Origin of the sequence: Sphingobacterium multivorum (genome assembly GCF_039511225.1) — a bacterium.
GTDB lineage: Bacteria > Bacteroidota > Bacteroidia > Sphingobacteriales > Sphingobacteriaceae > Sphingobacterium.
Map to the genome: position 1 here is coordinate 5,421,429 of NZ_CP154261.1, position 22,794 is coordinate 5,444,222.

At 40.8% G+C, this 22,794-nt stretch carries 13 protein-coding genes; 4 read left to right on the forward strand and 9 right to left on the reverse strand.

Annotated elements, in window-relative coordinates:
• Nucleotides 1–31: 31 nt before the first annotated feature.
• From AAH582_RS22700 to AAH582_RS22720, 5 genes are all read right to left on the reverse strand, one after another.
• Nucleotides 32–1,855: an aryl-sulfate sulfotransferase gene (locus AAH582_RS22700; RefSeq protein ID WP_343320696.1), complete on the reverse strand. Its 1,824-nt coding sequence runs from the start codon at nucleotides 1,853–1,855 to the stop codon at nucleotides 32–34.
• A gap of 141 nt (nucleotides 1,856–1,996) precedes the next feature.
• Nucleotides 1,997–3,640: a RagB/SusD family nutrient uptake outer membrane protein gene (locus AAH582_RS22705; protein ID WP_343320697.1), complete on the reverse strand. Its 1,644-nt coding sequence runs from the start codon at nucleotides 3,638–3,640 to the stop codon at nucleotides 1,997–1,999.
• A gap of 49 nt (nucleotides 3,641–3,689) precedes the next feature.
• A complete protein-coding gene (locus AAH582_RS22710) occupies nucleotides 3,690–6,713 on the reverse strand; it encodes a SusC/RagA family TonB-linked outer membrane protein (RefSeq protein WP_046673720.1) in 3,024 nt (1,007 codons plus the stop codon).
• A gap of 442 nt (nucleotides 6,714–7,155) precedes the next feature.
• The gene (locus tag AAH582_RS22715) at nucleotides 7,156–8,025 is read right to left on the reverse strand and encodes an AraC family transcriptional regulator (protein ID WP_343320698.1); all 870 of its coding nucleotides are present in this window, start codon (nucleotides 8,023–8,025) and stop codon (nucleotides 7,156–7,158) included.
• 272 nt (nucleotides 8,026–8,297) lie between these two features.
• On the reverse strand, nucleotides 8,298–10,721 hold the full coding sequence (locus tag AAH582_RS22720; protein ID WP_343320699.1) for a S9 family peptidase: 2,424 nt from the start codon (nucleotides 10,719–10,721) through the stop codon (nucleotides 8,298–8,300).
• A 460-nt stretch (nucleotides 10,722–11,181) separates the two neighbouring features.
• Here AAH582_RS22720 and AAH582_RS22725 point away from each other — a divergent pair, with 460 nt between their 5' ends.
• The 4 genes from AAH582_RS22725 (at nucleotide 11,182) to nrdF (ending at nucleotide 15,041) form a co-directional block, all read left to right on the forward strand.
• Nucleotides 11,182–11,415 carry a thioredoxin family protein gene (locus tag AAH582_RS22725; protein ID WP_046673718.1) on the forward strand — a complete coding sequence of 78 codons (234 nt, stop codon included), beginning with the start codon at nucleotides 11,182–11,184 and terminating at the stop codon, nucleotides 11,413–11,415.
• 34 nt (nucleotides 11,416–11,449) lie between these two features.
• Nucleotides 11,450–11,857 carry a class Ib ribonucleoside-diphosphate reductase assembly flavoprotein NrdI gene (gene nrdI / locus AAH582_RS22730; RefSeq protein WP_053003630.1) on the forward strand — a complete coding sequence of 136 codons (408 nt, stop codon included), beginning with the start codon at nucleotides 11,450–11,452 and terminating at the stop codon, nucleotides 11,855–11,857.
• Nucleotides 11,817–13,922: a class 1b ribonucleoside-diphosphate reductase subunit alpha gene (gene nrdE, locus AAH582_RS22735; RefSeq protein WP_046673717.1), complete on the forward strand. Its 2,106-nt coding sequence runs from the start codon at nucleotides 11,817–11,819 to the stop codon at nucleotides 13,920–13,922. Before nrdI ends, nrdE begins: the two co-directional genes overlap by 41 nt.
• 132 nt (nucleotides 13,923–14,054) lie before the next feature.
• A complete protein-coding gene (gene nrdF, locus AAH582_RS22740; protein ID WP_046673716.1) occupies nucleotides 14,055–15,041 on the forward strand; it encodes a class 1b ribonucleoside-diphosphate reductase subunit beta in 987 nt (328 codons plus the stop codon).
• Between the two features lie 69 nt (nucleotides 15,042–15,110).
• Here the strand turns inward: nrdF and AAH582_RS22745 are convergent, their stop codons facing one another.
• The 4 genes from AAH582_RS22745 to AAH582_RS22760 all read right to left on the reverse strand — a co-directional run bounded on the left by AAH582_RS22745 (nucleotide 15,111) and on the right by AAH582_RS22760 (nucleotide 22,298).
• A complete protein-coding gene (locus tag AAH582_RS22745) occupies nucleotides 15,111–16,004 on the reverse strand; it encodes an alkaline phosphatase (protein WP_343320700.1) in 894 nt (297 codons plus the stop codon).
• 382 nt (nucleotides 16,005–16,386) lie between these two features.
• Nucleotides 16,387–17,553: a glycoside hydrolase family 76 protein gene (locus tag AAH582_RS22750; RefSeq protein WP_343320701.1), complete on the reverse strand. Its 1,167-nt coding sequence runs from the start codon at nucleotides 17,551–17,553 to the stop codon at nucleotides 16,387–16,389.
• Nucleotides 17,554–17,609: 56 nt separating this feature from the next.
• Nucleotides 17,610–19,241, reverse strand: a complete 1,632-nt coding sequence (locus AAH582_RS22755) for a RagB/SusD family nutrient uptake outer membrane protein (RefSeq protein ID WP_084823144.1) — start codon at nucleotides 19,239–19,241, stop codon at nucleotides 17,610–17,612.
• Between the two features lie 12 nt (nucleotides 19,242–19,253).
• A complete protein-coding gene (locus AAH582_RS22760) occupies nucleotides 19,254–22,298 on the reverse strand; it encodes a SusC/RagA family TonB-linked outer membrane protein (RefSeq protein ID WP_343320702.1) in 3,045 nt (1,014 codons plus the stop codon).
• Nucleotides 22,299–22,794 lie beyond the last annotated feature (496 nt).

The following is a 22,794-nucleotide window of genomic DNA, read 5'->3' on the forward strand; positions in this document are numbered from 1 at the left end:
AAATTTAGTTCTGTTCAAAAAAATAATTATTTTACAAGTGTTCGGGATAAAGCGGCATACGTGTCACCCGATGGAATGCAGTGCCGCTACCCGTAGCGACCTCAAGATCGAATATCACTTCCTTTGTTTTCGGATCAATTTCCACAACACGTCCGCCCGAACCAATAGAAGTTGCTACCCCCATACCCGGACAAAATAAGACATGTCCCGTTTGTCCCAAGTATTGCACGCCCGATATGGCCTGTGAAAAGCCTTGCGCTCCGCGATCTTTTCCATAAGACCATACTTGCTGCACCGTTCTATTGGTCAGGTCAACCTTGTATTCCACGACCCGGCTATAGCTGTTCACCCCTGGAGCAAAATTTGATTTCCATTGCCGATTATAGCCATTGTCAAAAACTAAAATACGATCCTTGCTCAAGGCGACAGGTGTATGTGGACCCCAGGGCCAATCAAAGCCCACCACCGCAGCATCCCCATTGATCACTGCTGGATCTGTAATTGCTGTACCATCTTCGGCAATTGGCTTTAACAGCAAAGCCTGATATTTAGCTCCCCAATTTTTATGAGGCGATATAATCCATTGCGTTATTCCCGAATGGTTAAAGCTGAAAATCCCCTGATAACGTGCCGTAGCCAATAAATCTTCGCCAATTTCTGTAATTGAATTGTTGTGGGCCCAGTTACTTGGGCTCTGCGAAAAGGCCGGCGGCGTTACGCCATCAGGCTTGATATAACGCGTTGTATCCAGCTGCTTGGTGAGGTCCCATTCATTGACTAAAACGCCTGTTTCCGGATTCAATTCGATGATAAAGTCGTTAATACGGGGTTGACCATTGTTTAAACGGGCTGCAGCTTTGGTTACATTGATCAAGAAATTACCATTGGCGGCCTCACTAATTTCATGGTGAAATCCGTATCCCAGTTTTGCCAGATCCCACTGATTGATCAGGTTTCCAAAAAGATCAATTTCAACAACACGTTGCTGAGACTGATCACCCGAAATAAAGGTTCCTTTTTTGGTCCGCTTAAGACCTATCGAACCGGAAAATTTCTGTAAATCAGAAGATTTTTTCAACAGCAACAACCAACGCAATTCACCCTCGTTATCAATCATATAAGGTAAAGAAGTATCTAGCTCACTATGCCCAGGATAACTCACCAAATTAATTCCGGGTTCCATTTTCTCGGTTTGTCCTTTGACGATCTTCCACTTGGGAAAGTCTTGCACTGTTAGCGCTTGTGTGACGATATGTATCGTTGTACTACCGCGCTCGTTACCTTCCCGATCAGTAAAAGTAAGATCGACCATATTATCATAATCGGCATATAAGCCCAATATAGGTACGTTTTGACGTGGTGTATCATCGTTACATAAATGCGTAATAGTACCCAGTTTGCCATGCTTTCCGCGTACGGTCACCCGCACACGACCGTATGTCGGTAACCTTACATTTACCATGGCCGACAGCGGATTATAACCCGAAGGATCCAGTTTAATATTTTCAACAATAAAATCGAGCGAACTACCCTTGGTAGGTACGTCCACCTCCGACCCGTCGCTAAAGGAGAGTTTTGTACGCCAATGTACCAAATCAGAAGTTATCTTGAGGATATCCTTCATGGGGACATTTATGGCTCCCTTTTCAAAGTTGAAAACATACTCTTGTGTCTGCTGATTGACATCAAGCAACAATTCACCAGCATCGATTTTGGATGTCAATGCCAGCTTGGAAGATAATTCATTCGTTGTTTCCCGATCTTTTTTGCAGGAAAAAAACAACAGAACCAAGCAGCATATAGCGGGAAAAATCGCAGCGAAGCGCATGCGATATATTCGTTGTACTGCAATCATACTTATTATTGTTTAAAAGAAATTTCAAAAAGTATTCCGGCAGAGGCATCTACTCCCCTACCGGAAAAAACTAACACTCAACTGTGGAATCGAGAATAATTCGTATCTGCCTACCGACCCAGTCGGAAGCACTGCTGCAGCTTACCGCCACAACGGATGTTGTTCTATTTTGGTATTGGTATTCAATTCGTCCTGCGGTATCGGAAGATAATAATGCTTAGGCTGAAAATTATTAGCCCCTTGCTTTTTGTTGTCTACAAAAATCTTCTTCATATCAGCATACGTAAACCAGCGTTTTAAGTCAAAGAAACGATGCCCTTCAAAGAAAAACTCCAATTCATTCTGTTTCATGATTTCTTTCATCAAATCATCTTTACCACTCCAGGTCTTATTAGCCAATCCCGCGCGATCACGTATACGCTTCAGACTCGACGAAGCATCTGCAATGTTTCCATTCTGTGCACACGCTTCAGCATGTAACAATAGCACTTCAGAGAAACGGAACACCCGTAGATTGTTGTTGTTGTTCTTCGCTGGATCATAATGTGAGTTGGAACCCGCAGCATTCATATAAGCATTGGTATACTTATTCATCAAGAAACGCCCCTGTTTTCCATCAATAGTTGGGAAAGCCTTTTCAAGTTCTTCAGGAGAGTGGCGCTTAAATTTCTCCTGACATTTCGCCCAAATATCATCAAAAGTCTGATTTCCATACCATTTACCATCGGCTGCCCCAATTTGGTAGTCCGAATATTTCCATAGGAAACTGGCATTCATACGTTTGTCAAAACGAGTATCGGATCCTGCAGGTCTCTGCTCAGCGATAAAATCACGTATTATTGTAGGTGAAGGCATGATCTTGAACCATGCTCCAGTACCATCGGGTCCTACAAAGTTCGGTAGTACCATTCCCAGGTGCGAGTTTGGCTGATCATTTCCCCATACACCACCGCTACTCAATGTGCCATCGTAAGCCAATTCCCATACCGACTCCTTGTTAAACTTAGTTGTGTGTTTGAAATTATCTTGATAATCGGCTACCAAATCATAATTATAAGGTGAGGAAAGCAGTACCTTCAGTTCCTTTTCGGCTTCGCTATATTGCTTAGTATATACCAATGCTTTACCTAGGTGCGCAATCGCAGCACCCTTGGTTACACGGCCCAATTCATCTGCCGGTCTATTTACAGGCAGGTTTTCTTTTGCCACTTTGAAATCGGCAATCACTTGCTTCCAGATTTCAGCTTCCGATGCAGACGCAGCCTCACCCGGTTCTGCATCATCCGTTGCTACCGTCAGGCGCAACGGTACATCACCCCAGTTGGCAGCCAACAAAAAATAGTACATCCCCCTTAGGAAACTTACCTCACCGATCAGCTGTTTTTTCTTGGCTTCGTCCATAGGCACCTTATCTATATTTTTGAAAAATACATTCGCCCGATTAATACCTTTGTATAAGCTACCAAACTCACTATTACCCGTAGACGCGCTATTCAGGAAATTAACAAATTCCCAGGTAAAAGCTTCTTCTCCAATTAGAAAAAACGTATCATCCGCCCGATTCATGGTTTGATACCCGCTCCATGCGCCATAATAGCCCGCCATCTGGTTACGAATAGGTGAATAAACAGTTGCTACGGCGGATACAGCATCGTTTTCATTCGCCCAAAAGACACCATCCACAGGTTTATTGGGATTCATTTTGTCCAAAAAATCCTTGGAACAGCCCGTTAAAGACAGCCCCAGTACTACCGCAATCGTATATTTATTGATTAAAAATTTCATAGTTGTATGCTAAAAATGCTAAGATTCATGAAAAACATCGTTATGTCGTTTAAAAACTGGCTTGTAAGCCAAACATAAAGGTGCGTGCCAATGGAAAACGACCATAATCTGTCCCTGCCGTCATCGTACTAGATCCACCACCATTCTCATCAGAATTGATTCCTAGATCCGGCGTGTATCCTTTATACTTTGTCGAAGTAAACAAATTGTCACCAGCGAAGAAGACACGGGTACTTTTCAGTCCCGCCTTGCTCAACACAAGCTGCGGTAATGTATAGCCGATCTCTAAGGTCTTTAAGCGGAAGAAAGATCCACTCTCCAACCAACGGTCAGACGTACGGCGTTTGTTGTTATTCGGATCTTCACGCGTGTAGCGTGGAATATCCGTATTGGTATTTGATGGTGTCCAAGAGTTTAGCAAGCTTGCTGAATGGTTATTGACTTCGTTGGTTGATTCAATGCGTGCCCGGGTGTAGTTGTATATTTTATTGCCCGATACACCATCAAAGAAAAACCCCAAATCAACACCCTTATACTCCACATTACCCCGAATACCATAAGCCAGCTTAGGGAAAGGGCTCCCCACGTATTGGGCGTCTTGATAATCCGTGATTTTTCCATCATCATTGAAATCTACAAAGCGAATATCTCCCGCCTTAGCATTAGGCTGTATAACTGTACCATTTGAGCTTTTGTACGCTTGCACTTCAGCATCAGACTGGAATATACCATCTGTCTTAATCAACCAGAAGCCACCTATCGGATAACCAACTCTCGCCCAGGTGATATCACCTTCAGCATGCGGATTGAAACCGGCAAACTCTTGGATAGAACCTAAGGTTACAGCCTTCATATTGTTCTTGACCGTAGAGGCATTGACAGAAATATTGTAGTTAACCTCACCTACAGCATCCCGAAAGCTAGTCAAAAACTCGAACCCTTTATTACTGATTACCCCTGCATTCATTACTGGGGTACCACCCAGACCTGATGAAGGCGCACGATTGATTCCCAAGAGTATGTCTTTGGTCTCGCGTACATAATAGTCAGCACTAACGTTCAATCGCTTATTCAAAAAAGCCAGATCTAAACCGATATCACTGGTTTCGGTCTCTTCCCAGGTCAAGGCAGCTGGCGATACCCAGTCGTAGCCCGGAATTGCGCCTAACCACAATTTACCACCCTGAATATAATTGATACCATATTGGGTTGTGAACTGTGTTGTATAGTTAGCGATATTCTGGTTACCTAGGCGGCCATAACTGGCGCGAATCTTAAATTCATTGACCGTTTTTTTAGCGGATTCAAAGAAAGCTTCGTTCATCACGTTCCAACCCAACGCAACAGAGGGGAATACGCCATAGCGATGTCCACTCGCAAACTTCGATGAGCCATCCCGTCTTATAGTAGCCGTTAAAAGATAACGGTTGTCATAGGTGTACATCAAGCGGCCAAACTGAGAAACCAACGCATCCTCTTGAAGGTTTCCATTGGTAGACTGCTGATCCATTGCTGCAGCATCAATAGCATCTGTACCTAGTGGAATATCGTAACGTCCCAAACCAAAACCACGATTGTTGTTTTCCTGCGCTGAATATCCAGCCAAAACGGATAGCGTATGCTTGTCAAAGGTACGGTCATAGTGTAACGTGTTTTCAATCAACCACTGGTTATTAAAAAATGCACTTTCTCTCAAATAAGATTGTATCAATTTATCACCATACACATGTGGTTCTGCCTTTTTATTATAATTACGCCCGGTGGTACGATTGGCCCCTACATTCAGTCTATACTTCAACCCTTTGACAAAAAGATCGACCTCTGCGTAACCGCTAAGCATGATATCGGTCTGATGACGTTGATTATTGTACAAATTAAGGACGCCAACAGGATTTTCGATATTTTTCATCCAGGACGAATAGGTACCGTAGCCGCCCAATATATTCGAATCATACACAGGTACCAAAGGATTCTGACGCAAAATATCGGTAATCACCAGTTCTGATCCACGTTGTTGATCGCCATTCTTAATTAAGAATGTATTCCCCAAGCGTAGATGGTTGTTAAACAGGCTAAAGGTATTTTTAGTTCGTAGATTAAAGGTTTTGTAATCCGTATTCAAAAGTATTCCTTCCTGTGCCAAGTAGCCCGCGGAAACACTATAAGTTGAACGCTCGCCTCCGCCTGCAATATCCACATTAACTTTATGCATAGGCGCCGTACGGAATACTTCTTTTTGCCAATCCGTATTAGCTGTCATCGCTTCGGCACTCGAAGGCAGTAACTTGTTCTCTTTCTGAAATGCTTTCCATTGTACGGCATCCATAAGATCCAACATTTTGGAAACTTTTTGTACACCTGTGAACGCATTTACACTAAGTGTAGCTGCCGTGTTTTGCCGGCCACTTTTGGTCGTCACGATAACGACACCATTAGCTGCACGTGAGCCATAAATAGCTGCCGCAGATGCATCTTTTAAGACTTCCAACGAAGCGATGTCATTAGGATCCACCAGGTTGATATCTCCAAATACTCCATCCACAACGTACAGCGGCGTATTGCTACCAAAAGAACTTAAACCACGGATGGTAACATTCAACCCCGCTCCGGGAGCTCCCCCCGAATTGGTCACAGATACGCCCGCAACACGCCCCTGTAAAGCTCCGGCAGTACTTTTAGCCAGATTAGATTGTAGATCTTTGCCCGTTACTGATGCCACTGCACCGGTCAAATCACGCTTCTTTACCGTACCATAACCGATCACCACGACTTCATCCAACTCATTGCCCGATTGAAGCACAATACTGTAGGTTGATGCATCATTGACAAGGATTTCTTGCTCCTTCATTCCGACGTAGGTAATTTTTAAGGTTTTCCCCTTCGCAACGTCAAGTGTAAAAGATCCATCGGCATCCGTTTTAGTTCCGTTGGCACTACCTTTGATATTGACCGTAGCTCCTGCCACTGGCTTATTATCCGCGTCGAGGACTTTGCCTCTCACCTTTTGGGATTGCTGTGCAAAAGCCAAGCTCCCACAAGTGGAAAGTAAGAGTAGTAAAGCTGTTTTTCTCATATTTTGTGTATTTAAGGTTTACAATAAATAGATGATTTGTATAATATGTCTATACTTAATTGGTATTCTAATATTGGTTTATCTAACGAAATTAGAGAAAAGGTGAAGCCTTAAGTAGCAAAATCAAGTCATTTATATTGTACTTTTCATTCATATTTCTGTTGGAAAAATCATGAAAAAGTCAGCACAAACGATTGCGTAAAATGGAAATGATAACAAAACAGGAAAAACAATGGCGTATTGGAATAAAATAGTAAAAAACTGAAAAACAGCGTATTAAAAAATACTTCGAGTCATTTTATTGAACTTTGGACTCATTTGTATTGAATTATCATAGAGGGGATTGGCAGGGTCTTATCGAATATCTGTATCCTGAAAAAATGGACATAGGAGATCTTTCCGCTTTTTGAAAAAGCGAAATAGAAAAGGAAAAAAGAAAAAGCTAGATAATCATTTGCTGTTTACGTAAACTATTTCTGTACTCGACTGGGGTAAGGTCTTTTTTCTTTTTAAATACACGGTAGAAGTACGAAACGCTGTTAAATCCACATTGTTCGACGATATCGGCAATTAGCGTCTCATCTTTCAGTAATCGCACCGCCATATTGATCCTAAAGTCGAGCAGATAATCCGTAAAATTCATCCCTGTAGCCGATTTCAGGAAACGGGAAAATGTTGACTTGCTCATGTTCATCACTGCGGCAACCATCGGAAGGTTCAATTCCCGGTTTACATGGGTAACGATATATTCCTGCAATCGTCCCATCATCAATTCGCTATTGCTCAACACTGTATTGGTCGCAGTAGATAATACACGGATATCATCACCTTTGGACAATTCATACAGCAACACCAAAAGTTTCATAACCGAATAGAACCCATCCCTTTCCAAAGTCAATATGCGTAACAGAGGTAATACCCGATCTACCGTGTCTTTACCAAAAACTACACCACGTGAAGCTTTGGATAATAACTGTTGTATACTTGCAAACTGCTTTTTATCCAGATACTGTTCAATTAATGAAGGATGAAACTGAATCGTGATCTCATGAATATCATTTGATTGGCAATCGCCATCTTTCCATGCATGTTCAAGCTCAGGACTAGCAATGAGCACCAGATCGCGTTCTCCAATAGATTCGATCGAGTTACCAATGATACGTTGAGCACCCGCTGCCCCCTCAACATAGTTGAGCTCATATTCAGGATGAATATGTACGGGAAATGTAAAAGAAGATTTTCTCCGATCGAAGACCACAAAACAGTCATCGGAAGATAATGGCGATTTCTCTCTAAATATATCAGGTCTCATAATTGGATTTTCCCCTCCAGTAAATTACCCAAACTTAAAAAATAATATGTATAATCCATTGGTGCTTCAGCACATTTGCACGCGGTTAAGCAGAAGCTTTCCAGAGGTGAACCCTTACTTCATGGTTCCCGCATCAAGTTAATGCAGATCCAATGGGGGCTGCTGCGCATCAAAAAGGAATGAGCCCGATAAAATATCGAGCTCATCACCTGAACAATTAATTTCTAACCTTGTCCTACTTTTTGGCTGCAATTCATTTTTGCAACCCCTTTTTATTCTTTTCGATGTTCACCTTGATTTTTAAGGTATTTCTCCAAAAATTGATCCTGTTCCCAAAGTAAGTGGAAGATATTTTCTTTGGCGACATATCCATGCGCTTCACGTGGTAAAATGACCATACGCACAGGAGCTCCCAAGTTTTTCAGGGCCTGGAAATAGCGTTCTGTCTGCAGGGTGAATGTTCCGGGATTATTATCGGCTCCGCCATGAACCAACAAAAGTGGGGTTTTCATCCGATCAGCACTCACAAATGGAGACATGGTCATATACAAGGCTGGATCATCCCAGAAGTTACGTTGCTCACTCTGAAAACCAAATGGTGTTAAGGTCCGATTGTACGCTCCCGATCGAGCTATTCCGGCGGCAAACAATTTCGAATTGGACAACAGATGTGCTGTCATAAAGGCACCATAGGAATGCCCACCCACGGCGACTTTTTTTCGATCGATATAACCCAAATGATCTACTGCATCAATTGCGGCTTCGGCATTGGACACAAGTTGTTCAATAAAGTTATCATTAGGTTCTTTAGTTCCCTCTCCAATAATAGGGAAGGCCGCATTATCCAATACAGCATAGCCCTTAGATACCCAATAGATAAAAGAACCATAACTTGGGAAGGTAAATTCCTTGGGATTGGCTGTACTTTGTCCGGCTGTATTCTTGTCCTTATACTCCCGTGGATAAGCCCACATTAGCAAAGGCAACTTCTCTTTCTTGGTAAAATCATAACCGGCAGGTAAATATAATGTACCGGAAAGTTCAACCCCATCCTTGCGCTTGTACTTTAAAATCTCTTTATGAACTTTTTCCAAAGATTTAAACGGATTTTCCAATCCGGTAAGAGCCACCTGTTTTCCTGATTTCATGTTTTTCATGAAATAATTCGGATAAATTGATGCTGACTGAAGCGAAATCAACAGATCACCCGTTTTGGGGTTCACTAGTTGAGTGATACGCTCCTGCAGTTCAGATGCTGGAGCAGTGTAGATACGTTTTTTCTTCAATGAATGCAGATCAAGCTCATCCACAAAAGGGAATTCACCATTTTTAGTAAATCCCTTACCAACAAACAGTGCTTTATCTTTATCCACATACATTGAATAAGTGCCTAAACTATTTTTTTCCATGTACACATCTCCCGGATCATTATACACATCCTGACTGTTTTGATCGTGCAACAGTCTAGATTCTCCCGAGGAAGGATTCACCACAAAAGTTTTTGCATTTCTCGTATCATACCATTGGGAATTGATCAATGCATATTTATCATTTCCCCATGTTACACCAGCATAACGGTCTTTGATTTTAAAAATAAGCTTTCCCGCACCGTTGTAAGGGTAGGATAGAGTATATAAGGCATCACGAAACTCAGCAGGTTTATTCGCATCCCCACCATCCAAAGCTTCTACATAGGCCAAGGTAGCAGGCTGATCACTCCGCCAATGCCAGGCACGTTTTCCCGATCGTGTAGACGAAAAGCCCTTTGGCATTACCTCTGTCAAGGGAGTCTCATTCACAAGCGCTATTTCCTTGCCAGATCGATCATAAATACGAACCTGCTGTGGAAAAGATGAGACGGGGACTACATAGGAATAAGGTTTTGTGATGGTCGTGATCATCACATACTCGCCATCCGGAGAGAAGCTGATCCCCGTATAAACGGCTTTATCTTTAAAAGGCGAAATCTTACCATCCAGGTCTACAAGTTCAAGGTTGGATTGCACCAACGTTTCAAAATTTGCTTCATCCTGCGGATTTTTAAGCAGGTCTTGATACGTTCTCAATTGGGATACCTTCCCGTCACTTGTTGAAACAATAGGTCCTGTCGGCAAATCTTTTGTAGGATCCAACAGGGCAGCCCGATCCTTTGGCAGGCTCGTAATTATTAAGCCAGAAGAATTTCTCAGCCATTGAAATGGTGCTGTCAATATTCCATTCAAATTGTAGGCGGTGAGCTGTTTGACATTTCGCGTTGCAAGATCAATGACAAATAAGGCTGTTCCACGCTCATTTGTATTGCTAAATGCCAAACGCTTATTGTCTGGAGAGAACAAAAAATTGGTCATCGCCGCTTTTTCGGGCATCCCCGTGAAGTCGGAAAATTCCACATTTTGCCCTATTTTTTTCAAGGCAATCTTATCGAAAAAGATTGTTGAACTTTCCATGTTCGTTTTTGGATTAATTCGCAATCCCGCCAACTTCATTTCTTCCTGACCTAATTCGGCTAGGCTTTTATACGTAGGTCGGAACGTGAATAACATCCAATTTTTATCGCTTGAAATCTTTATTTGAGGTGGGCGTACATAGTCGGCTAAGGCCAAAATTTCAGTAGAGGGCTTTTGAAAGGTCATGTTTTCTTGCGCGTGCGTCTGCAGCGACGCTAGAAGCAAGAGACCATAGAATAGTTTCTTCATAAATTTATTTTTCAAATTAGGGCAAAATAAGGTAATAAAATTTTCATAAAAAAGCAAGCTTTGTAGCTTTTTTATGACACTAAAATTAAACTTAAATCATTTGTAAAATAGTGGTAAAAATTACTAATTTAAAGTTATCCACATTCACAAAACTAAGAAAACCAACAACTTACAAACACGAATCTGCAGCAAACGCATTCTCTGGGAAACTTTTACCCAAAATGTGGAAAAGTCAAACTACCGCATCGAAAGAAAATATAAGATATTTGTTAAGCTGATGAAAGAATTGGCAACTCAACGAAGTTTTTAAGTATCGAAGTACAGACTTTTGTTTTTGACGAATTGTCTATTTTAAATGGCCAGATGAACCTTCAATCTGGTCTCCCCGATTAAAATTGATACCATTAACTCCGTCCGGGTTTTTCTATAAAGATTGGAATAAAAAAATAAACAAGTAAACATGGCAAGAATTATCAAATTTGAGAAAAACGATTGTGCTCCTTGTGCACAAGTATCGGCTTATTTGGATCAAAAAGGTATCCAATATGAAACGGTTAATCCTTTTGATGAACCAGACTTGGCCGCAAGATTCAAAATCCGCACTGTTCCTACGGTAATTGTGTTGGAAAATGAAGAGATTCAACACCGTATCATTGGCTTTAAACCAGAAGAATTGGCTGCCATTGCACTTTAATAAATTCAGCGTATCATTAAAATGAAACAGTGACATGATACACATTTATTATGATTCCAGAACGGGGAACGTACAACGCTTTATGGACAAAGTAGCTCAGATAACGGGCTGGCAGATCCATAAAATCACCGCTGATTTAACGGTAAAAGACCCCGGTCATTTGGTCACCTTCACCACAAATTTTGGACAGGTGCCCGAAAACACAAAAGAATTCATGAAACGCGAAGCTAAAAATATCTATTCTGTTACTTCCAGTGGCAACCGCAACTGGGGACCGAATTTTGGTCTAGCAGCTGATCGCATTTCACAGGATTTTGACATTCCACTGGCGTTCAAATTTGAACTGTCCGGAACAATGGAAGATATTAATCAATTTATTGACATCTTAAAGAACTTTTGCGATGGTAGCAAACGAAGTAGCAAAAAACTGGATATTGCTTAATAATGAAATCATGATTAAGCATGATGACGAATTCAGCTTACATAAAGATAAGGAAGCGGTTCGTGCATATTTCTTGGAATATGTAAATAAGAACACAGTGTTCTTTTATACATTAAAAGAAAAAATAGACTATTTGGTAGAAAACAACTATTATATTGACTTTTATCAATGGTTTACATTTGAAGAAATGGAAACGGTATTCAACTATGTGTATGCGAAGAAATTCCGTTTCGAATCTTTTATGGCGGCATTCAAATTCTTTCAGAGCTACGCTTTACGTGACGATTCTGGCGAGAAGTTTTTAGAGCGTTATGAAGACCGTGTAGTTGCTGTTTCCTTATTCTTGGCAAGAGAAGAGGGTGTTCAAAAAGCGATCGAATATGCTGAAATCATGATCAATCAAGAATACCAGCCGGCGACCCCTACATTCTTGAATGCAGGAAAGAAACGTTCAGGGGAATTGGTCTCTTGTTTCTTGGATGAGATCGGTGACAACTTAAATGGTATTGGTTACGCTGTTGATTCTGCCATGAAGTTGTCTTCTATCGGTGGTGGTGTATCGTTCAATATCTCTAAAATCCGTGCTCGCGGCGAAGCGATTAAAGGTGTTGAAGGCCGTGCTGGCGGTGTACTTCCAATTATGAAGATTATGGAAGATACATTTTCATATGCTAACCAGTTGGGACAACGTCCGGGCGCTGGGGCAGTATACCTTAATATTTTCCACTCTGACATTGAAGAATTTTTAGATTGTAAAAAAATCAACGTTGACGAGAAAGTAAGGATCAAATCGTTGTCGATCGGGATCATCGTTCCGGATAAATTCATGGAATTGGCAGAAAAAGATGAACCATGCTATTTGATCTACCCACATACGGTAATGCAAGAGTATGGACAATTCTTGGATGAGATGGATATGGACAAGATGTACGACGAATTGATCACGAATCCAAACGTGAAAAAGAAAAAAATCAATGCCCGTCACCTTTTAGTTAAAATTGCACAGACACAAAAAGAATCAGGGTATCCTTATATTTTCTTCAAAGAGAACACCAACCGTGTCCATGCATTGAATGAAATCGGTCAAGTGAAATTCTCGAACTTGTGTACTGAAATCATGCAAGTATCTCAAGTATCCGATATTGAGATCTATGGCAAGCAGGACACGATCCGTTATGGTATCTCCTGTAACTTAGGCTCTTTAAATATTGCAACTGTAATGGACAACAAACGTATCAAAGAGACCGTAAAAACGGCGATGCGTGCTTTGACTGTCGTTACAGACGTGACCAATATCGATATGGTTCCATCTATTGCAAAAGCAAACCGTGAGTTACATTCTGTAGGGCTAGGTGCAATGAACCTCCATGGTTACCTTGCAAAAAGCTTCATTATGTATGAATCTAACGAGGCGCTCGATTTTGCCAATACCTTCTTTATGATGATGAACTATTATTCATTGGAAGCATCGATGGAAATTGCCAAAGAACGTGGTAAAACATTTGTTGGATTTGAAAAATCAGCCTATGCCGATGGTACGTATTTCAACAATTACGTAAACCGCGATTATATGCCTAAAACTGCTAAGGTAGCGGAGTTATTTGAAGGGATACATATCCCAACGGTAGAAGATTGGTTGGAATTAAAAGCAAAAATCAAAGAACATGGTATTTACCATGCTTACCGTTTGGCCATTGCTCCAAATCAATCGACTTCGTATATCATGAATGCAACCGCATCAGTTATGCCAATCGTCGATATCATTGAAGTGCGTGAATATGGAGATAGTACAACTTACTATCCAATGCCATATTTGACAAACGATAATTATTTCTACTTCAAATCGGCTTATGATATGGATCAATTCAAAGTCTTGAAATTGATTTCGGTTATCCAACGCCATATTGATCAGGGTGTATCTACAATTTTGCATACAAACTCAAAGGATTCGACACGAGATTTGTCAAGATATTATATCTATGCACATAAATTGGGATTGAAATCCCTTTATTATACACGGACAAGAAAATCGACCATCGACGAATGTGTCTCTTGTTCAGCTTAATTTTGAGATTTTAGTATTTGGATATATAATGGGAGAAAGTCAAAAGTTGCCTACGCCATTGGCGGCTTTTGGCTTATCTAAAATCAACAATCCAAATACGTGATAATAAATGCCTAATACTTTAAACTAAAAATGAGTAAAACATATAAAGCTGTCAACTGGAATACCCCTGAGAACGATTATGTATTGATGTTCTGGGAACAAAATATCCGTCAATTCTGGATCGACACGGAATACATTCCATCAAAAGATATCGATAGCTGGAAACGTATCAGCCCAGAAATGAAAGATGCGTATAAAAAAGCTTTAGGAGGATTGACCCTATTGGATACCCTTCAAAGCCATACAGGTATGCCTAAAATCATCGATCATATCGACACCTTACAGAATAAAGCGGTATTGTCGTATATGTGTATGATGGAAGCTATCCATGCAAAATCGTATTCCACCATTTTCACGACAGTTTCTACGACCGCCGAAATAAATGATATTTTCGAATGGGTTCAACAAAATAAATATCTTCAATACAAAGCAGAAACGATTGATGGCTACTACCGCGCGATCGATAAAGAAGATGCTTCCGAGGAGGAGATTTATATGGCGATGGCTGCATCCGTATTATTGGAGTCATTCTTATTCTATTCTGGATTCTTCTTGCCATTATGGTTATGTGGACAGGGCGAAATGGTTGCTTCTGCCGATATCATTAAGAAAATTATCGCAGACGAATCTATCCACGGTGTATTCGTTGGATTAATAGCCCAAGATCAATTCAAAAAATTAAAAAATCAAGATCAGGTAAAAGCTCGTTTCCTTGCCTTGCTTTACAATTTGTATGAAAATGAGCTGAAATATACAGAAGAGATCTATACTGAAGTTGGTTTAACTGCAGAGGTAAAAGAATATGTTCGTTACAATGCCAACAAAGCATTGATGAACTTAGGTTTTGATCCGATCTTCGAAGTAAAACAAGTCAACCCAATCGTATTGAATGGATTGAATACTGAAACGACACAACATGACTTCTTCTCCAAGAAATCAACTAACTACGAAAAAGCAACAGAAATTGTTCATCTAAAAGATGATGACTTCAAAATGGATGTGGTCGTAGATATATAATATTGACAATTTGTCAAACAAAAAGCCCCAAAGAAAACTCTCTGGGGCTTTTTGTTTGACGGGCAACGGCTATTGTTGGAATGCTTTGATCGCCTGTCCGCGCCAAGCGGCATCAAGCGGTGCACCAAGCAACCAAGTTAATGTAGGCGCGATATCATAAATCATTAGATTTTCCTTAATTTCTTTCCCTTTGGGTACACCAGGCCCGGTCATTACCCAGGGAATCTCCACCTCAGCCAGCGATTTACCACCATGCCCTTTTCCTGTACCGCCATGATCCGCAGCAACAACGAAAATGGTTTCATCCGCGATTCCAGCATCTTTTACCGCCTGCAGCAAAGTTCCTATGCGTCTGTCGACCTGTTTTAGCTCGGCATAGTATTCCGGGGTATTATGTCCAATATTGTGCCCTACACCATCAGGCTGATCGAAATGCACAAAAGTAATCGTCGGTTTCTCTTTCTTTATAATGTCTACCGTGGTATTCAAAGCAGCCTCATCATCATCTTTGGTATTAATAACTTTTTGAACGACTTTGTTATCGATCAAATAACCTATACCTGGCCAGCTATGTACCACCACAAACTGTGCTTTAGGATTTTTGCTGGCAACCGCATTAAATAAGGAAGGGAACATGCCGTTTGCTGTTTTGGCTGTAGAAGGAATCTCAGGTGTTTTACTATCCCACTCTGTATATCCATGGGCTGTAGGACCAGCCCCCATAATCATGGACGCCCAGTTTACAGCACTTGAAGAAGGTAAAACGGTGCGTACATGTGTACTATAAGTACCCTCCTGCATCATCTTTTTGAGATTCGGCATCTCTGCTTTTGGTAAAGCATACGCTCCAAAACCGTCAAAACCAACTAAAACAACATGTTTGATCTTTTTGCTCTGTGCCGACACAGCACTTGTGGATAGCCCCAGTACGATCAATGGTAATAATAGATTTTTAATTTTCATCTGTATAAATTTGTTTTTCAATTGCGATGAAGCGATCAGATTTATTCATTCCCTAATGTGATTGAATAAATCATGATGGTTTCATAATAAAATAACTTGGTAACCAATGAGTACGCAACCTATTCAAGCTTTCTTGTATCCAGAATAGATAACCTGATGTCCATCCTATCCAATGAATCGCTCCCATGCTAGATCAAGGTTTATCGATCATATTTTACAAGTCATGCTTGTAATAAGTTGACCTAACTCAAAAATAGAAATTTCACAGCATATATTATGTTAAGTAAACAATATTTAATCTCTTTAACCAATATGTTACAAGAACAAAAAAGACGCTGAAAATAATTTCAGCGTCTTAACCTTATACTGCTTTACGTCGATTCTAATACCCAGCTTTTGCCAAACGTGCATACATTTCGACAAACGCACATTGATCGAGCAGCCATTTCGATTGATGTTGATCCTTCAAAGTCCAGTCTGGGCTGAAAAGTCCTGCTTGGTCGCGCATATGCTTCCAGGCAAATTCAAGATTTTTAGCAAAAATAGACAGATACTTTTGGTCACCGTTGACCGCAGCAAGCTCCATGTAACCACGCATCATCACCGCATGAAACCATAAATTGCTATTTTTCAATTTTGGGAAATCCAATTTCGCATTCGTTTCGAAAAAATAGCCTAGACAGGCCTCAGCCAGCTGTTGTGCATCCTCGAGGTACCGTTTATTTTTCGTTAACTTATAAAGCAATGCAGCGGCCTGCAACATTTGTCCGGCGTTGTACGAAAACTTAGCTTTTCCAATCTTTCCATTGAGCTGCATATTGTCCCAGTATAACTTATCTTCGGGATCCTGAAGATTTCTTTTTGTCCATTCATAAAGACGCTGCCCTTCCAGCAGATAGGACTTATCATTGGTTGCCATAAATAACTTAAGTGCAAATACACTTGCTGGTGCATTCGAACAGGTATTTTTAGATTCCTTTTTCTGTTCACACCAATAAACGCCGCCGCCTAATTTATCATCTTCCCCACTCTTTACAAAATTCCAGATCTCTTTGGCCGAAGTCAGGTAGTTTGTTTTTTTTGTATGAATATAGCTATCGGTAAAATCTATCCCCAACCAGATATTATCGTCATAAAAACGATCCGAGGGAGGAGCTGTATTTAAATAAGAAGCATAACCAACCGGCGATCGACTTTCGTCCCGATATTCCTGTAGCCCAATCAGGACTTTTGTGTCGAGTATGAACTGAAATGCCTTTTTTGTTTTTGGTAATTCCATCAAGGCATTTACGGCCGAGAAACTACCTGAGAAAGGCCAGAGGTAAGCATATTTCTTTTGCTGCTCGGCCTGTTGATTATTATCCAGATAATCAGCTTTAAAGTTTTCATCAAAGGGATATTTTTCAGCCAAAAGCTGATTTTTAGTATTTCCAAACTTGCTATAGATGCTATCTAACGTTTGGATAGCATAGTTTTGAAAATTACCTTTCTGCGCGAATAATGCAGCACCGATAAAGTTCAAAAGAAACAACGTAAAATATCTTTTCATATGTTTTAGGTAAAGGAATAGTAGACACCCGCATGGGCATCTACTATTCCCGAACATTAATATCCAGGGTTTTGTTTTAAATTGGGATTAATAGCCAATTGATCCATCGGTACCGCATAAAGTTCTTTATTCTTATCGTTCGTCGCTTTATGATCCCACCAAGATCCGGATATATATTTCCCAAATCGGATTAAATCTGTCCGGCGCTTTCCTTCAAAAATAAATTCGCGTCCCCGTTCCGCCAATAGCTCCTCCAATGTCAATGTAGCTACCGTGTACTGTGCCGCAGGCCAATCGGCTGCGCTGAATGCCCTTTTTCTGGATTCATTGACCAATTCAACCGCCTCACTGCTGGCTTTCCCTCCATTCTTGCGCATCAGTGCTTCGGCTTTATCAAAATAAATCTCCGTTAAACGATAAATAATATAATCGTTCTCCCAATAGTTGGCATCGTCTAAGGTACCTGATTTATATTTATTAAAACGAGCTCCAGAATTCTCCTCTCCTTTTGTCATACCACCTTCTGAAGTCTTATCACCTTCGCTTTCTCTGCGAATTGAGTTGACAAACACCAGTGGTTTACCTGAATACTCTTCCGTCCCCAATACAGGTGTAGTGGTGCCGTATTTATATTGTGGTCCAAACAAAAACCATTCTTTCTTCCGCAAATCATTTTCAGCATACGCACTAAATGCAGTAGGAATAACAACAAATGCGTTCCATCCACCGTAGCCAACTTTGAGCACTTCCTTCATATAGTCGTAGCTCATGTAGAATCCCGACCAGTCAAATGTAAAACCTGCCTGCCGGCTGTACTGAAATTGAAATAGCGATTCGGGATTCGCCGAATTGGTATTACTGAACAATGCATTCAAATCAGGGCTCAATTTGGGAGCCCCCCCGATGCCGCCAGCTTGCCCAGAAATGATTTTGTCACATGCAGCGATACATTCATCATTCATCGCTTTACCCGACCATTTTTCTGCATTAAGATAGAGTTCAGCCAGCATGGCATAACCAGCAGCCATAGACACTTGACCAATGTTACTTGCTGAAGTTTTAGGTAATTTTCCTACATTTTCTTCCAGCTCCTTCTGTACAAATGCAAAGACCTCTGTTCTTGGTCTGGTTTCAGGGTTAATTGGATCGGCTACCTTTGTCACGATAGGAACGTTGCCCCAAAGATCCATTATCTTAATGTAGTGAAATGCCCGCATTACTTTTAATTGCACAAGTATTTGCGTGCGCTCATCCTCCGTCAGATCGGCGATTTTAGTGATATCAAGTTTCTCAATATCCTGAATAGCATTATTGACATAGCCAACGCCGCCCCACATCAACTCCCAGGCCCCACGCATTCGGCTTTCATTGCTTGTCCAAGTGTGATAGTGCTGCCGGATATGATCTCCACCGTCATATCCATGGCGTCCCTTTTGTGGCCAGGCTACCTGATCGGCACTTAATTCGGAATGATAATAAAAGCCATTTCCGCCTGTGGGTGCAAGCCAGGCCTGCATATGCGTAAAAGGCCGGAGTGCAGCTTGCATAACTTCCCGTTTATTCTTGTAAAAATTATCATCTTTGATCTGACTATACACTGTCTCATCCAACTTGGTGCAGGAAGAAAAAGAGAGACCTAAAGTAATAGTGCTCAGGATGGCGAATAAATATTTATTTGTTTTTTTCATAACCTTACTATTTTAAAATCCAACATTTAAACCAATTGTCCAAGATCTTGTTCTTGGATAGAAACTGCGCGAATCAATCCCTGCTTCAAAACCTGTATCCTGCAACTCTGGATCAATGCCCGTATATTTGGTCATTGTTACGATATTTCTTCCTGTCGCATATACATATAGACTTTTGATATAATCAGTTTTTAATTTAAAGTTGTATCCCAATGTAATATTATCCAGCTTCACAAAGCTTCCGTTCTCGAGATAGTAATCAGAATATTGTGGATCCTGTTTAAGATCGGCATGTTTGGTAAAAGCACTTTCAAATACATTATTAGGCAACCATTTTTGATTACCAAAGAACATATCCGCTGTATTTAAGATATCATACTTAAATTTACCTCTGAAAAACACGGTCAGATCGAAGCCCTTATAGGCAAACCGGTTACCTAGCGACGCATTGAATTTGGGGACACCATTTCCAATATAGGCGCGATCATTATCATTTATATCGGCAATGGTAGCCTTGGAACCGTCGGCTTTATAGAAGAGCCATTCTCCAGCATCATTCAGACCCGCATAACGTTTTCCATAGAAGGAACCAATTTCACCGCCTTCTTCAAGACGAATGGCATCTCCAAGATTACCTGGAGAAGGCAGACCGCCAAAAGTCATCCAATTACTTTTAAAGATATCATTGGACATGGTAACGAGTTTATTCTTTTGATAACTTCCGGCAAAATCCACCGTCCATTTAAAATCTTCTTTTTGAATTGGAACTCCAGACAATTGCAATTCAACACCTTTATTCGAAACCTCGCCTACATTGTACCAAATGTTTGTACTCACATAGGCTGGCTGTTGCGCCTTATATTGGTATAATAAATCTTTGGTTTTACGATTATAGACATCCAGAGATCCTGTTAGTCGGTTATTCCACAAACCAAAATCAAGCCCGATATTCAATTCGGCTTTTTGTTCCCATTTTAAGTCTGGATTGGGGTTCTGTGTCGGTCCATACGTTTGATAATAGATGCCATCCTGTGGATACACCCCGCCTGTTCCCAATAAGATCAACGAATTGTAATTCGGGAAGCCCTGATTACCGGTTACCCCATACCCCACACGGAGCTTCAGATTGTTGACAAGGTCTTTATTGGAGAAAAAGTCTTCGTTGGTAATGGTCCATCCCGCAGAAATGGCAGGGAAATTACCCCATTTATGATTAGCTCCAAATCGTGAGGAGCCCTCCCGACGCAGAATTGCACTCACAAAGTACTTTTGGTCATAATTATAATTTACCCGTCCAAAAAAAGCAATCAGTTTATTGTCTTCCTTAAATGAGCCCATCGATGGTCTTGGCAATTTGGTATTTGTCAGAGCCGTACCACTTCCCATGTCCCAGTCTTGAAAAGCATCTGTTGTAAAGCCATTATTGGACATTTCAAACCGCTCATAACCATTATATTGAAAACTGTAACCGAGTAAACCCGTTATATTATGCTTTTCATTGAATGTCTGGTTGTAATCAATGGTTGTTTCAAAGGTCTTGGACCAATTTAATTCATTTCTTTTCCAGGCATAGCCCATACCCTGATACTCAGAATTTTGGCGTTGATCCCAATCTTTGATCGACCGATATTGACGATCGTTCCAATTATTTCTAAGATAGGATCCGAAAGCTGATATGCTCAATGGTTCTATAATCTTGAGTTTCATACGCGCATCTCCTGAGAATGTTTCCTGATTGCGTTGATCTACACGGTTGGCCATACGATCCAGCGGATTAAAATTATTATAACCTTGGGTTTGGTAAAAACTCCCATCAGGATTGTATAACGGAGCAGTTGGATTGCGCTGGATCGCCTGTTCGAAATATTCCGTTTTTCCACCTAAAAGATCTGCTTTATTGAAATTGGCCGCAATATTACCGGAAAAAGTCAATCGATCTTTTAATCCAGTTTGCGAAAAATTGACACGACCGCCGAATTGCTGGCGTCCATTCTGTTTGGCAATACCTTCGGCATTTTCATAGTTAATTGAAGCACGGTAGTTGGATTTATCGCCACCACCGCTGGCAACAAAATTATGGAATGTTGAAAAATTACCTTTATTGATCAATTCATCGTATAAATCCGTTGACGCACCCAGGTCAAGATCAGGTTTATTCTGCCCTTTGACCACATAGTCTCTAAATTGCTGTGCATTCAACATGGAAGGTTTCTTTGCTACAGACTCATGTTGACCATAGGTATAATATTCAAATCGCGGCTCTCCGGATTTGCCTTTTTTAGTGGTCACTAAAATTACACCACCATTACCACGCGTCCCATAAATAGCGGCTGCAGATCCGTCCTTTAAAACATCAATGGATTCAATATCTCCTTGCTTGATCAAATCGAGATTTCCACCAGGAATACCATCAATGACAATAAGCGGGGAGTTGCCACCTTTCATGGAAGCCATCCCCCGCAATTGGATATCCGAACCAGCATTTGGATTGCTGCCCTGGGTTCTCGTCACGTTTAGCCCGGCAACTTTACCTTGCACCAGATCCATTGGGTTGCGCATACCCCCTTGATTGAAATCCTTTTCTTTTACAGAGGCCACTGCTGAAGTCACTTCACTTTTCTTTTGTGTACCATAACCGACAACAATAACCTCCTCCAATTGGTCTTCCGTCGCGGATAGACGAATATCAATCGGGGCTTTTCCGATTACTTTGACTTCGTTTGTTCGATAACCGATGGACGACACGACCAGGACATCTCCTATCTTGGCTTGCAGGGCAAAATTACCCTGTCCATCCGATGTTGTACCTTTTGTGGATCCCTTGACGGTAACCGAAACGCCGGAGACCCCTTCTCCAGTCTTTGCATCCTGTACCTTTCCCTTAATTAAATCCTGCAACTTAGTGACCTTATGGGTAATGGTCTCTTTTGGGTCTTCCCCCTTGGTAATGACATGTGCATTTGCCTGATGTATCGTCCCAGCGATAATAGCCAACGAAAAAAACAGCTTGGTATTTTTCGTTAAGCGGGCAAATGATTCTAAATCGATTCTGCTCATATAACTAGTGATTTTGGTTTATAAAACGTTTTAGCTTTGATAAGCTAAGACGATCATGTTTAATTAGTATCTTCTTCAATAATTAATAGTAATACCTGATCCCCATCTCTATCGTAATAGATTAAATCTGGCAGCCTATTAATTATTTATTATTAAAAAAAACATAAAAATGCACCTAAGCTGGAACAACTCAGCATATAATCAGTGTAAAAAACAAAGCAAAAGCGGTTTTGCTATTTAAAGAAAAAAAAGCGAATGTGATTTTATCTAAATTATATGTTTGTTGATTTTTCTCTTTTTGGTTATTGTTTTTAGTTTAAGTGTTTGATTGTGGATTCAAGATAGGATTTTAATTTTAAAGGGAAAAGGTTTTTTTAAAATTTTAAACAGTATCGCTATAGATGTTACCTAAACACCTAATTTCCCCGTTTATTGTCACTAGATTCCATTGCGTTAGGCGTTTTTTATAAAAAAAAATGGCCATCGATTGATGGCC

Coding starts and splice junctions, on each gene's coding strand:
- AAH582_RS22720 (WP_343320699.1), bottom strand. CDS start 10,721: ATGAAGAAACTATTCTATGGTCTCTTGCTTCTAGCGTCGCTGCAGACG.
- AAH582_RS22755 (WP_084823144.1), bottom strand. CDS start 19,241: ATGAAAAAAACAAATAAATATTTATTCGCCATCCTGAGCACTATTACT.
- nrdF (WP_046673716.1), top strand. CDS start 14,055: ATGAGTAAAACATATAAAGCTGTCAACTGGAATACCCCTGAGAACGAT.
- AAH582_RS22760 (WP_343320702.1), bottom strand. CDS start 22,298: ATGAGCAGAATCGATTTAGAATCATTTGCCCGCTTAACGAAAAATACC.
- AAH582_RS22725 (WP_046673718.1), top strand. CDS start 11,182: ATGGCAAGAATTATCAAATTTGAGAAAAACGATTGTGCTCCTTGTGCA.
- nrdI (WP_053003630.1), top strand. CDS start 11,450: ATGATACACATTTATTATGATTCCAGAACGGGGAACGTACAACGCTTT.
- AAH582_RS22705 (WP_343320697.1), bottom strand. CDS start 3,640: ATGAAATTTTTAATCAATAAATATACGATTGCGGTAGTACTGGGGCTG.
- AAH582_RS22710 (WP_046673720.1), bottom strand. CDS start 6,713: ATGAGAAAAACAGCTTTACTACTCTTACTTTCCACTTGTGGGAGCTTG.
- AAH582_RS22715 (WP_343320698.1), bottom strand. CDS start 8,025: ATGAGACCTGATATATTTAGAGAGAAATCGCCATTATCTTCCGATGAC.
- AAH582_RS22700 (WP_343320696.1), bottom strand. CDS start 1,855: ATGATTGCAGTACAACGAATATATCGCATGCGCTTCGCTGCGATTTTT.
- AAH582_RS22745 (WP_343320700.1), bottom strand. CDS start 16,004: ATGAAAATTAAAAATCTATTATTACCATTGATCGTACTGGGGCTATCC.
- AAH582_RS22750 (WP_343320701.1), bottom strand. CDS start 17,553: ATGAAAAGATATTTTACGTTGTTTCTTTTGAACTTTATCGGTGCTGCA.
- nrdE (WP_046673717.1), top strand. CDS start 11,817: ATGGTAGCAAACGAAGTAGCAAAAAACTGGATATTGCTTAATAATGAA.